Here is a 12,523-nt window from a genome sequence, read left to right on the forward strand (position 1 = left end):
CGCCACGATTGCACCGTCCGCCGGGAGGCCCCATGTTCCACGATCTGCTCCGTCCCCTGTTCCACGTCGCCGTCGTCGCACCGTCCGTGCTCGTCCCGGTGGACGTCGCCGCGGGGCTCCTCACCGTCGCCGCGCTCCTGCCGGCGTTCGGTCGTCACTCCCGCCATCCGGTCCGGGGCCTGCTCTGGCGGCTCGGTGCCGTGGCTGTCGGCGCCGTGATCGGCCTGGTCGCGGTGTGGTGGTTCGGGGACGTGCAGGACCTGTACGGGGTGTCGTTCACCCCGATCACCCGGATGTGGGTGGCCCTTGCGTTCGGCGGTGTCGGGCTCCTCGTCGTGACGGTCGTCCAGGGCGGCTGGCTCCGCCGCGTGCTCGGCGTGCTCGTGGCGGTGGCGGTGGCCCTGGCCGCCGTCCTCGGCGTCAACGTCGACTTCGGGGCGTACCGCACGATCGAGCAGGCCGTGACGACCGATCCGTACCCGTCGGGTCCGCTGGGACACGAGACGGGGGTGGGGCGCGCCTCCAGTCCGGTGGTGGACCCGGCCACTTGGCGGGCCCCCGCCGGCATGCCGCGACGCGGGAAGGTGCTCTCGGTCACCATCCCGTCGACCGTCGCCCACTTCCACGCACGGCCGGCGGTGGTGTACCTGCCGCCGGCCGCCCTGACCGAGCGACCACCGACCCTGCCGGTCGTGATCAGCCTGGCCGGGCAACCCGGGCAGCCGAGCGACATGTTCCAGGCCGGTCGGCTCGGCGCGGTGATGGACGCGTTCGCCGAGGCCCACCACGGACTCGCCCCGATCGTCGTCGCGCCGGATCAACTCGGGGCACCGGACCGGAACCCGATGTGCGTCGACTCGTCCCTCGGCCGTTCCGCGACGTACATCATGACCGACACCACGAACTGGATCCGGCAGCACCTGCGCGTCGGGGCAGCGCCCTCGGCCTGGGGCATCGTCGGGTTCTCGCAGGGGGCCACGTGTGCCATGCAGTTCTCCACCGCACACCCGGACGTGTTCGGCACGACCTTCGCGATCTCGAGCGAGCTGGCACCCCTGAACGGCTCCGTCCAGCACAGCATCCGGTACGGGTTCGGCGGCTCGGCCTCGCGGTACGCCGAAGCGGCACCGCGGGCGATCATGCGTGCGCACGGTCCCTACCCCGGGCACCTGACGGTGTTCGCCTACGGCAGCGACGACGCCCCCTACGTCGCCTCGACCACGGCACTCCGCGCCGCCGCGAACGCCGCCGGCATGCGGACCCGGCTGTTCGTGTCCGAGGGCTCCGCCCATGACTGGAACACCGTCCGCTACGCGCTGCGCGTCGGGATGCCCGGCGTCATCGCGCACCTGGGCCTGCGGTGAGCGCGGTGGTCGCGGCCCTCGCGTGGGCGCATCCGAGACGGCTCGTGCCGGCAGCCCGTCGGTACCCGCTGACGAGCGTCGTCTCGGCCCTGACGATCGTCGCCGGCATCGCCGCCGTGGTGCTCCGATGCCTCGGCACGGAGGACGGCCGGACGCCCGACACCCTGGGCGGGACGATGGGTCCGCTCGGCGTGGTCGCGGTGACGAGCAGCGTCGTCGGGTTCCTCGTCACCTTCGTCGCCGTCGTGGTCTGCACCGCGGCGTCCGAACGGCTGCTCGGCTGGCGGCGCACCCTGCTCGCGATGGTCGTCACGACCGTGGTGGGGACGGGGCTCGGCGCCCTGCTGCAGCTGTTCGACGGCGCCCCGGCGAACCGCGGTTTCCTCGTGCACCTGGGGCACGTCGGACCCTGGACGTGGATCGTCGGCACCATCGTCACCGCGAGCGCGTTCGCCGGCGCCCTGTGGCGACGCCGGATCCGGGTGGTGTCGATCGCCGTCGTCGCGGCACTGCTGCTCTACGCCGGACACGCGTCCGACCTGCACGCGGCACTCGCTCTGCTCGTCGGCCTGGTGCTCGGCCGCGTGCTGCGACGGTCACCGGTACGGAGCGGCTGGACCCGGAGCTCCTCACGCGAGACCCGGGTGCTGCTGGTGGCCGCGGTGACCGTGTCGGCCGTCGGGCCCGTCCTCGCGCTCGTCACCGGTGCGCAGTTCGGGCTGCTCGCCCCGCTCGCCGTGGTGCTCGACACCGGGCCGACCGGACGGATGCCGCACTGTTCGGTGACCGGGGTGACCGCCAGCTGCGTCCGGGCGCTCGCCGAGGTGCACCCGCACGGCCTGTTCCACTCGCTGCTGGCCGTGATGCCGCTCGTGGTCCTGGCGGTCGGCGCGGTGGGACTCCGGAGCGGGAGCCGGTTCGCACTGTGGCTCGTCGCGACCGTCGACCTGGTCTCCGGCGTCGCGACCGCCGTCTCGTACGGGGTGCTGCCCGAACGCCACCACGCCGTCGTGCAGCGCCTGGCGTCGGACCACCTCGCGGTCTCACTCTCGATCGCCGCGTCGGTGCTGGTGCCGATCGCGACCGCCGTGGTGCTCGTCCTGCGCCGCGCGGACTTCCCGGTCCGGACCGACCAGCGACGACTGCGGACCTTCGTCCTGACGGTCGCCGGTTCGGCCGTGGTGCTCGCGGTCGTCGTCGTCGGTGTCGCCGTGGCCTCGGGCGACAGCGTGCGCGAGCCCCTCCACCTGGCGCTCGCCGTGCTCGGCCCGATCGCCCCCGTGACGCTGCCGACGCACCTGGCGCAGGCCGACCCGGCGCTGCGGTTCGTCGTGGGTGTCTCCGGCCCGCTCCTGTGGCTCGCCGTGGCGATCGCCGCGGTCCGGCCGACCGGGGCAGGACGCTCGGACAGCGACCTCGACGGGCAGGACGCCGCTCGGGTGGCCGCTCGGGCGCTCCTGGTCGCCGGCGGTGGTGACACCTTCGGGTGGATGACCACCTGGCCCGGCAACGAGTACTGGTTCACCGAGGACGGCCGCGCCGGTGTCGCCTACCACCGCACCGGGAGCGTCGCCGTGACGACCGGTGGCCCCTTCGGACACGAGGACGCGCGGCTGGCGGCACTCGAGGGCTTCGCACGGGCCGCGGACGACCACGGCTGGACGCCCGTCTTCTACGGCATCGACGCCACCCTCGGCGCGGCGCTCGCCCGACTCGGTTGGACGACCCTCCCCGTGGCCGAGGACGCCGACCTCGACCCCCGCACCTGGACCACGACGGGCAAGCGCAAGCAGGACGTCCGCACGGCCGTCAACAAGGCCGCACGGTCCGGCACCACCGCACTCTGGTCGGACTGGGCCTCGCTGCCCGGCTCGGTCACCCGCCAGATCGAGGCGATCTCGGAGGAGTGGGTCGCCGAGCGCGAACTGCCCGAGATGGGGTTCACCCTGGGCGGGATCGACGAGATGCGCGACCCCGCCGTCCGCACGCTCGTCGCCCTGGGCGAGGACGGCTCGGTGCTCGCCGTCACCAGCTGGCTGCCGGCGTACCGCGCCGGGCAGGTGGTCGGATGGACGCTCGACGTGATGCGCCGCGCCCCGGACGCTCCGAACGGTGTGATGGAGTTCCTGGTCGCGAGTGCGGTCGACCGGATGCGCGCCGACGGTGCCGAGCGGCTCAGCCTGTCCGCGGCCCCGCTCGCGTCCTCGGCGGAACCACAGGGAGCCGGCCGGAGCGGCGTCGAATCGTTCCTCGACGTCGTCGGCGGTGCGCTCGAGCCCGTGTACGGGTTCCGCTCCCTGCTGCGCTTCAAGGCGAAGTTCGGGCCAGACCTGCACCCGCTGGTGATGGCGTACCCGGACCCGGTGGCGCTGCCCACGATCGGCGTCGCGATCGTCCGTACCTACCTGCCGGGGTTGTCGCTGCGCCAGGCGGTAGCGATCGTGCGGGAGCGGCGTCCGGCACACGGGGTCCGGGCCGAGCAGCCGGGGGAACGGGTCGGCTGACCCGGACGGTTCCCCAGCGCCGTCGGTACGTTCGGAGCATGGGAACCGAACGGGCCGACAGACCGGCCGTGGACGAGCACGATCCGTACGAACGCCGCCCCGGTTACGTCACGAGTGTCGACGGCCGGACCGACCGGATGACCTCGGACATGTTCGTGGGCATCGCGGTCGGGTTCGTCCTGGTGATGGTCTTCGGGTTCTTCCAGCTCGTCGAGTGGATCGCGATCGGAGCGGCCGTGGTCATCGGCGCGGCGGTGTGGTTGGTCCTGCGCGGCCGGCGACGGCGTGCAGATCGCCGCGCTGGTCGGTCGCCGGACGCCGTCCCGCGTGCCCGGGACCGGGCGATCGCCGAAGCGAACGGTGGGCGCCGGTTCTTCGTCGCCCAGAACCCGGTCGTCGTCATCGTGATGGGGGCGATCTTCATCGGCGTCGCGGTCGCGCCGCTGCTGTTCGGCGGGGTCTCCGTCGGTCGGATCGTGACCGGGGTCATCGTCGTCGCGAGCGGCGTCGTCTGCATCGTGCAGGGGATCGGCACGCTGCGGGTTCGCCGTCGGGAGCGCAGCAGCGGCTGAACCCTGGTCGTCAAGCATCTGGGGGCCGGTGGAGGTCTGCGGCTCGACGAACGGCGGCCCCGAGACCTGCCAGACCTACTGGCCCTGGGAAGCCTGACGCGTCGTCGACGCGACCACAGGGCGGACGGGAGGCGCGGTGCCAGCTGGCACCGTCCCTCCAGGCACGGCCGCCTCGTGTGGTCTTCCGGGCGTCAGGGAGAGGGCTCGCGGGACCAGTAGTCCGCCTGGATCACGAGGAGGTCTCCCTGGACTTCTGACGTCAGGTTGATGACGCGTGGGTCCCACAGGCTCCCGGGCAGCCTCGCGAACGGTTCAGTGCCCAACGTCGTCGACAGTTCGGTCGGGCTCATCCCCGACGGCGGCTGCACGGACACGAGCGACCAGCACCCGCCGGACGCGCACTGCTCGTCCTCGTCGACCACCCTGCTCCCGGCCGGCAGGGGGATCGACGCCGTCGCCGGCACGTCGCCTTCCGTCGCGCCCATGAACAACAGTGCGGTGCGCAGGCCGATGAACAGGAGCGCCGCGGCACTGACGATCAGAACGGTCACGACGATCGCTCGTCGGGTGTTCGTCCGGTGCCTGGTCACCTCCGCAGCCTAGGCGGCGGTTCGGGCGGACCACCGGACGTCAAGCCGCCGACACCGTGACCGAGCGGCGTTCCATCAGCCGCCATGATCCGCCGAGCAGCGGCGTGAGCGTCACGACCGTGTACACGACCGCGACGACGGCGAAGGTGGCCTCGACCCCCACACCGTCGGCAGCGAGCCCGGCGAGCAGGCCGCCGACGGGGATGCCCGCCCACGCGCCGGCACCGAGCAGGCCGAACACCCGCGCGCGCATGTGCTCCGGGATCCGCTCGAGCTCGACGGCTCCGAGGATCGGGTTGATCGACCCGGCCGCCAGCCCGGACAGCGCAGCCGAGGCGAGCATCCACGGCAGGCCGAGCCCGAGCGCCGGGACCACCAGGGACGGCCCGCCGGCGAGCACGAAGCACAGGGCGAAGACCAACCGCCGTGGCACGCGGTGCGCCACGTACCCGAAGGCGACGGAGCCGAGGAACGCCGCACCCCCGAAGACACCGGTGACGAGCCCGAGCGCCTGCGCGCCGCCGAGCTGCTGGTCGGCGTAGAGCGGCAGGAGCGTGGTCGAGCGTGCGGCGTCGAGCAGGTTCGTCACGAGCACCAGCGCGACCACGAGCCGGAACAGGGGATCGCGGACGCAGAACCGGAACCCGTCGGCGATGTCGCGCCAGTACCCCTGCGACTCCACGGGCTCGCCGGACGCGACCGGCGCCACCGCACCGCGGACCGTCAGCGCCATGAGCATCGCGGCTGCCCCGAAGGCGATCGCCACGCAGGCGAGACCCGGCATCGGACCGAGGACGGCGACCAGGGTCCCGCCGAGGGGCGCACCGATCAGCACCGACAGCCGTGACGACGCCTCGAAGTGGCCGACGGCACGTTCGAGCGGCACGCCTGCCGCGGTCGCGAGCCCCGGCAGGAGCACCCGTCGGGCGGACTCACCCGGGGTGTCGAACAGCCCGCTGACGAACACGAGCGCGAGGAGCGCCCAGAACGGCAGACCGACGGTCCAGGCGAGCACCGGCATCGCGAGCAGGGTGAGCCCGCTGACGACGTCGGACGCGACACTCGAGCGGACGAAGCCGACCCGCTCCACGATGGCACCGCCGAACGGGCCGCCGAGCACGATCGGCACCGTCGCCATGAACGCGGCGATGCCGACGTCGGTGGCGGAGCCGCCACGCGCGAGGACGGCGAACGGCACGGTGATGGTGGTGATGACGTTCCCGACGCGCGACACCACCTGCACCGCGAGCAGTGCGCGCAGTTGCGCCCGGGGGCTCAGCCGCGAGGCCATCGGTATGCCTGGTTCAGCACGAAGACCTGCTCGGAGCCGTCGCCGGCGTGGTGCTCGGCAGCGACACCAGCCCAGCGGTCCACGACGCCGCGGAGTTCCTCGCCCATGTCCTGGAGCTCGGCTGCCGTCAGGCGGAGCACGCGGTCCGAGCTCGAGGACGCCGACACCCACTCGCGTCCGAACGTCGGCGCGAGGTCGACGAACGCCTCGTAGTTCGCGGCGTACACGCGGGCGACCGCGTGGTCGAGGGTGTTGGTGGCGAGCAACCGCTCCGGGTCGTCGAGCGCATCGGCGAGCTCCCACACGGAGGCGTCGTGCGCGGCTCGCCACCAGCGCTCACGTCGGTCCGTGCCCGCGTCGGGAGCGGGTTCGATGAAGCCCGCGGCGGCGAGTCGGGTGCAGTGGTAGCTGATCGTGCCGGGCGCTTCGTCGATCACCTCGCCGATCGTCGCGGCGGTTTGCGGGCCGTTCGCACGCAACAGGCCGAGGATGCGCAGGCGTGTCGGGTGAGCGAGGGCGCGCATCTGGGCGGGGTCGTCGATCCGTCCTTGGGTCATGGTGCGACCCTATACGCACAAGAAGTCTTGTGGAATTGTTTCGAACAGGCGCAACCGCGGGGCGTCCGTACTCAGCGGTCGAGCAGCATCCTGTTGCGCGCATCGATCTGGTCTGCGGTCGCGGGGAAGTAGCTGCTGACACCGATGTGCTCGGCGTCGTGCTGTACCGCGTCGACGACCGGCCGGAGCGCGCGCTCGTAGTCAGCGAATGCTTGCTCGACGTCGCCGTCCGCGTCCCGCAGGGCGTCGTGGAGTGCAGTGGCACCGATGATGGCGAGCGAGCCGCCCATCCCTGCGGCCGGGGAAGGGCAGTAACCGGCGTCGCCGACGAGTGCGACGCGGCCGGACGTCCACGCCGGCATCTTGATCTGGCTGAGCTTGTCGAAGTAGAAGGTCACGGCGCCGATGGCTTCGTCGACGTGGTCCGAGAACGGCGAACCGGCCCGGAGCATGTGCTCGCGGAGGATGCGCTTCTGTGCCGCTTCGTTGTGGTGGTCGAAGGGGATCTCCTGCTCGGAGCGGAAGCCGAGGACGAGGTCGGTGGTGGTGTCGTACGAGTTGACCAGCATCGTGACGCCCGGTGCGTTGGTGATCCGGGTCGTCTGCGGTTCGATGACGAGGTCGTCGAGGACGGCGACGGAGAAGTACGTCCGCAGGAAGTGGCTGTACAGCGCTTCCTGCCCGAAGTGCAGTCGACGCACTGTGGAGTGGTTGCCGTCGCAGCCGAACACCATGGAGAAGTCCCGTTCGGTTCCGTCGCGGAAGGTGACGTGCACGCGCTCTTCGTCGGTCTCGTGCAGGGATGTGACCGAGTTGTTCCACAGCATCTCCACTTCGCCCTCGGTCGCGGCGGCGAGGATGTCGAGCAGGTCGTCGCGGTGGACCTCGTAGCCGTCGCCCGTCGATCCGGCCGAGGGAGGCACCGGATCCATCCGCGCGATGCGGTCTCCCTCCGGCGTCGTGAACTCTGTCACCCGCGGCGCGAGCGCCTTCGCCGAGATCTGCTCGAGCAGGCCCATCCGGTCGACGATCGCGATGGTGTCGTCGCGGATGTCGACCGGGGTGCCGCCTCGCTTCAACCCGGGAGCGACCTCGACGATCGAGACGTCGTACCCGAGCCGACGCATCCACAGCGCGGTCGTGAGCCCAGCGAAACTCGCTCCTGCGATGAGTACCTGTTCCTGCTTCTGCGTGGTCATCGATCGTCCTCGTTCCTCGGCATCCACCGAACTTGTAGTGACTCTAAGTTCGGCAAACGTACCAGAACTTTGGGTCACTCAACGTTTCGTGCCAGACTCGGGGGATGGTGGAGTCGAGCACGGGCGTTTCGTCGGGCCTGCGAGAGCGCAAGAAACGGGAGACCCGCGAGCGCCTGGGTGACGTTGCTGCACGGCTGTTCGCTGAGCACGGGTACGACGAGGTGTCGATGTCAGACGTGGCCCGAGCTGCAGGCGTCTCGGATCAGACCGTCTACAACTACTTCCCGACCAAACCCGATCTGGTGTTCGACCGAGCCGATGAGGTGCTCGAGAAGATCCGAGCTGCGGTTGCGGACCGAGGTGCGCAGCAGTCACCCGCGGAAGCGATGCGCACCATCGTGCTCGAGGATGTCGATCGGTACGTCGCAGAGGACCCGGCCTTGGCGCGAGGGGAGTTCCCAGCGCAGTGCCGGCTCAGCGCGGTGCTCCGGCGACGGGCGCTGGAGTTCTACGACGAAGTCACGTCCGCGGTGGCGGCAGAACTGGCGGACACGGGTTTCGACTCGATGACCCGGCGTGCTCAGGCTGCCGCGCTCGTGGCCGTCGTGCACCAGACCACCGAAGCCATCGGCGACGCGGTCCTCGCGGATGCCGACCGGGAATCGACCCGCAAGCGCTTGGTGACCACGGCCGGAGCGGCGCTGGACCACCTGTCCACCTGGTGCGCGCCGGCCTGATCCACGTCGAGGGACAGGGGGGTGCGCGGAATGCGTCCGATGCACCTTGTGGCCCTCTCATGGCGCGGGGCGTCCCACCAACCTACCGTCTACTTGTCAGACGATCGTCTGTCGAATAGGCCCTCTGGAAGGAACCTGCTCCATGCGTCACGCTCCTCGCCTCCGCCGGACCAACGCGCTGCTGATCACCAGCGGCGTCCTCACGGCGGCAGCGCTCGCTGTCGGGGCGGCCGGGCCCGTCTCCGCGGCCAACGCCGACGGCGCGGCACCCACCCAGTCCGTGGCCACCGCCAGCGGTGACAACTACGTGGCCCTCGGCGACTCGTACGCGGGCGGCTTCGGCGTCGCCCCCTACAGCTCGGGTCCGGCAGCCGGCTGCTTCCAGTCCACCACCGACTACCCGCACCAGGTCGCAGCATCACTGGGACTCCAGCTCGACGACCGCGCCTGCGCCGGTGCCACCACCGGCAACATCTCCCGGGTCGCGCAGAAGACCGGAGCCGGAAGTGCCACCGCGCCCGTCCAGGCCGACGCGCTCTCCAAGGACACGGACGTCGTCACGGTGTCGATCGGCGGGAACGACCTGGGGTTCTCCGGCGTCATCGCGAACTGCGTCGCGCTGGACAAGGCCGGCCCGGTGTTCTCGGAGATCCACGGGAAGACCTACGACCACTGCAAGGACTACTACGCACCGGTCGTGCACGGCGTCACGCGGGATCGTCTCGCATCGCGCATCCGCACCGTCGTGGCACCGCGGCTCGCGTCGACGTTCCGCGTGATCGCGCAACGTGCTCCGCAGGCGAAGGTGTTCGTCGTCGGCTACCCGATGATCGCGCCGGGTGCGGCGCAGGCCCCGAAGGGATGTTTCTCGAGCCTTCTCGGTGACTCCGGTCTCGAGCCGCCGTTCCCGCAGAACGCGTTCCCCTTCACCGCGACCGACACCGCCTACTTCCACCGCACCCAGAACGCGCTCGACGCAGCGGTCAAGGCTGCGGCGAAGGCTCGTGGGTTCACCTACGTCTCGACGCTCCAGGGCTCTGCCGCGCACACCCCCTGTGCCGCGTCGGGTTCCGCCTGGATGGCGGGACTCACCCTGACCGATCGCGGCACCGCCGCGAACAGCACGCCGCTGGCCGGGACGAAGTACAGCATCCTCTTCGGCGCACTCCACCCGAACGCCGCCGGCATCGCGTACCTGCGTGACCAGACCAAGGCCGCGATCGTCCGATCGCGCTGACGCACCAGCGCCTGCTCGTCGCGTCGTCGACGCGACCATCATGCGGACGGGAGGCCCGTTGCCAGCTGGCAGCGTCCCTCCAGGCTCGGCCGTCGCCCCGCTGGCGCGGTGCGCCGGTACCGGCTGGTGGGGCCCACCTCCCGTCCGTCTGGTGTGGACCATCGGGCGTCAGGTCGCCAGCGCTCGACATGTTGTCGGACCGTGACCCGGCAGGGCGTCTCGTTGAGCCATGCTCGTCCTGTGCAGAAGCCACTGGTCCTCGCCGCCGCCGGACTCGCGCTGGTCGCGCTGCCGCTCCTGTCGGCGTGCAGCGAGCAGCCAGCTGACCCCATCGCGTCCGCCCGCACACTCGCCGATGCGCCCGAGTGGGTCAGCAACCCGAGCGGTACCGACTGCGGTGACGTGGAGCTCGAGGCCGACGGTGCGCTCCCTGCCGAGAGCCTGCGGTGTCTGCGGGACGCGAGCGAAGCGGGCGAGGTGGCCTCGCTCCAGTGGGTCCGGTGGACGACCGAGGGTGATCCGACCCCGTCCTTCGTCCGGACGGCTGGTGCAGGGGCCACGGTGGCGTCGACTGCGGCGTACGACACCTACGGCCAGGGTGGGTGGAGCGAGTACGGGTGCACGGACATCGCGGCGTTGCCGGGCTGCTCGGACGTGGGGGAGTAGGGGCGGTTCCGGTTGCGGATGGTCTTCGGAGACTGCTTTTCCTGAGTGAAGGCGTTCGCCGTGGGATGCTGATGCGGTGATCCTGCTGACCGAAGCCCTGCGAGGCGATTGGCTCGTGAAGCGAGCCGGTCGATGGGCGACCGTCGGCGGTGTCGCTGGCACGGGCTTCGAGGCGTACGCGCGGCTGCTGCACCCGGTGGATGCGCACCGTACTGACCCGAACACGGTCGACGAGTGGGGCAATCCCGTCGATGTTGAGCACACGCGTTGGCGGTGGGCTGAGGTTGCGCGCCGTAACGGCCGGGTGATGCATCCCCTGGTGCAGTGGTTCCGCATCAGCGATGACGAGCACACGAGGGACTGGTCGGATGGGTGGAGTGTCGGTCAGTCCGACGATGGGTGGTTCAACCCGGAGGACCTCGCGGTCCTGACCACGCATCTGCGGGCCGCGACGCGGAACCCGGACGACCTGGTCATCGGAGCATGGGAAGGCACCGGCAACCCGCCATGGGCCGAAGGAGGCCGGAACGCGCGCGCGCGGGCTCGCATGCAGATGCCGTGGCCCGGTCGGGACATGTGGTTGTTCAGCTCGAGCCTGCGCGAGCTTGCTGACCCATCGTGGGCGCAGCGCTCCGTCCCCGGATGGGGATGCAGTCGCCCCCAGCAGGAAGGGCCCTACACGTCGCTGATCTGGCCCGGGGATCACACCTGGGTCGTCGCTTCCGAGGAAGACTGGGACTCGACGATCGTCGCCGGCTCACGCGCACTCGTCGACAGCATCCTCGCGGACGATCACTTCGAGGCCTTCGAGGTGCACGAAGACGACGACCTGAGCTGGGACGGCGATCTCCTCAACCCCCGCCAACAGCCGACGTCAGAGCTCTGAGGCGACCAGACCCCGGTGGTGACGAGTCACCACACAACACGGTGCTCGGTGTCTTCGCGACTGAGTCCGAAGCGTCGAAGTTCAGCGACGAGGTAGAAGCACGATTCCCGCTGGGAGTCATCTACTCGCGCTTCGGGGCTGCGCCGGCGCGAACTCCGAATCGGCCTTGCTGGTTACCGCAAGATCGGTGAGGAACCGTCGTGTGGGCCGACGGTCCGGCAGTACGGTCCGGGAACAGCCTGACTCGAGGCTGCGAGAAGCCGACCCGAAGGCGACCCGATGGACAACTGCGACGAGCGACGGCCTGGCGCCCTTGCGTTCAAGAAGCATCTCGGCGAGCAGTTCGGCGGTGATCTCCGGCGGACAAGAGCAGCTCCGGTCGCGCCACGACTCCACGGCGCGGTGAAGGCGACTGCCGTGCGAGCGCACACCGCCGGCGGCTCGAACGGCGGAATCCGTCAGGTCGTTGCTGAGCCAGTCCCGTTGCGGTTCGAGATGGCGAGCATGGGGCTGTCCCTCGCCGGCCTGGGTGTCGCGATCGGGTGCGGAGTCGCGCGCACGATCGGCCAGCAGATCCTGCCAGTCGCGAGGATCGTGGATCCCGAGGCGGGCGACGCGGAGCTCGACGAACGCGGCGTGTTCGAGGCACAGCTCGCCGAGGTGCTCACGGAGTCTCGGCCTCTCACCGTGGAACTCGCTGCAGAGGAGCTGGCGGCGGACACCATCATCATGCCCGTCGTCGGTGATCGCGTGCACTACAGCAGGGGTTCCGGGCACCTCATCGGGCTGCAGGGAGTCGTCGTTGAGTCCGATGACGGACAAGCCCTGCCGCGCGGGCTGCGGTCCGTGCAGCTCGACGGTGAGGCGTGGCCGATCGTCGTCGCGGTGGCGTCCCTGGACCGGATCTAGCTGATGCTGCG

The 12,523-nt window shown here is 70.8% G+C and carries 12 protein-coding genes; 8 read left to right on the forward strand and 4 right to left on the reverse strand.

The features are described 5' to 3' along the window. The first annotated feature begins 32 nt into the window (after positions 1–32). The 3 genes from DEJ09_RS00845 to DEJ09_RS00855 are packed head-to-tail and all read left to right on the forward strand — an operon-like array spanning position 33 to position 4,440. Positions 33–1,364 carry an esterase family protein gene (locus DEJ09_RS00845; protein WP_111087344.1) on the forward strand — a complete coding sequence of 444 codons (1,332 nt, stop codon included), beginning with the start codon at positions 33–35 and terminating at the stop codon, positions 1,362–1,364. Positions 1,365–1,408: 44 nt separating this feature from the next. Further along, positions 1,409–3,868, forward strand: coding sequence for a bifunctional lysylphosphatidylglycerol flippase/synthetase MprF (locus DEJ09_RS00850; RefSeq protein ID WP_111087345.1), 2,460 nt, complete (start codon positions 1,409–1,411; stop codon positions 3,866–3,868). A 38-nt stretch (positions 3,869–3,906) separates the two neighbouring features. Beyond that, complete coding sequence (locus tag DEJ09_RS00855; RefSeq protein ID WP_146245644.1) at positions 3,907–4,440, forward strand: hypothetical protein; 534 nt, start codon at positions 3,907–3,909, stop codon at positions 4,438–4,440. Positions 4,441–4,631: 191 nt separating this feature from the next. On the opposite strand, the gene DEJ09_RS00860 is transcribed toward DEJ09_RS00855, so the two are convergent. The 4 genes from DEJ09_RS00860 to DEJ09_RS00875 form a co-directional block, all read right to left on the reverse strand. After that, entirely contained in the window at positions 4,632–5,030 is a 399-nt protein-coding gene (locus tag DEJ09_RS00860; protein ID WP_146245645.1) for a hypothetical protein, read from the reverse strand. A gap of 40 nt (positions 5,031–5,070) precedes the next feature. Next, positions 5,071–6,321 carry an MFS transporter gene (locus DEJ09_RS00865; RefSeq protein ID WP_111087348.1) on the reverse strand — a complete coding sequence of 417 codons (1,251 nt, stop codon included), beginning with the start codon at positions 6,319–6,321 and terminating at the stop codon, positions 5,071–5,073. Further along, positions 6,306–6,878 carry a transcriptional regulator gene (locus tag DEJ09_RS00870; RefSeq protein ID WP_111029949.1) on the reverse strand — a complete coding sequence of 191 codons (573 nt, stop codon included), beginning with the start codon at positions 6,876–6,878 and terminating at the stop codon, positions 6,306–6,308. Before DEJ09_RS00870 ends, DEJ09_RS00865 begins: the two co-directional genes overlap by 16 nt. A gap of 71 nt (positions 6,879–6,949) precedes the next feature. Further along, a complete protein-coding gene (locus tag DEJ09_RS00875) occupies positions 6,950–8,077 on the reverse strand; it encodes an FAD-dependent monooxygenase (protein WP_111087349.1) in 1,128 nt (375 codons plus the stop codon). Between the two features lie 104 nt (positions 8,078–8,181). Between DEJ09_RS00875 and DEJ09_RS00880 the strand changes: the two genes are divergently transcribed. The 5 genes from DEJ09_RS00880 (at position 8,182) to DEJ09_RS00900 (ending at position 12,512) form a co-directional block, all read left to right on the forward strand. Beyond that, positions 8,182–8,814 carry a TetR/AcrR family transcriptional regulator gene (locus tag DEJ09_RS00880; protein ID WP_111087350.1) on the forward strand — a complete coding sequence of 211 codons (633 nt, stop codon included), beginning with the start codon at positions 8,182–8,184 and terminating at the stop codon, positions 8,812–8,814. Positions 8,815–8,956: 142 nt separating this feature from the next. Further along, positions 8,957–10,051 carry an SGNH/GDSL hydrolase family protein gene (locus DEJ09_RS00885; RefSeq protein WP_111087351.1) on the forward strand — a complete coding sequence of 365 codons (1,095 nt, stop codon included), beginning with the start codon at positions 8,957–8,959 and terminating at the stop codon, positions 10,049–10,051. A 240-nt stretch (positions 10,052–10,291) separates the two neighbouring features. Then, positions 10,292–10,717 carry a hypothetical protein gene (locus DEJ09_RS00890; protein WP_111029953.1) on the forward strand — a complete coding sequence of 142 codons (426 nt, stop codon included), beginning with the start codon at positions 10,292–10,294 and terminating at the stop codon, positions 10,715–10,717. Between the two features lie 76 nt (positions 10,718–10,793). After that, positions 10,794–11,603, forward strand: coding sequence for a hypothetical protein (locus DEJ09_RS17995; protein ID WP_111105242.1), 810 nt, complete (start codon positions 10,794–10,796; stop codon positions 11,601–11,603). 279 nt (positions 11,604–11,882) lie between these two features. Then, positions 11,883–12,512, forward strand: coding sequence for a hypothetical protein (locus tag DEJ09_RS00900; RefSeq protein ID WP_146245646.1), 630 nt, complete (start codon positions 11,883–11,885; stop codon positions 12,510–12,512). Positions 12,513–12,523: the final 11 nt, after the last annotated feature.

The sequence above is a fragment of the Curtobacterium sp. MCLR17_055 genome, assembly GCF_003234305.1.
GTDB classification, from domain to species: Bacteria; Actinomycetota; Actinomycetes; order Actinomycetales; family Microbacteriaceae; genus Curtobacterium; species Curtobacterium flaccumfaciens.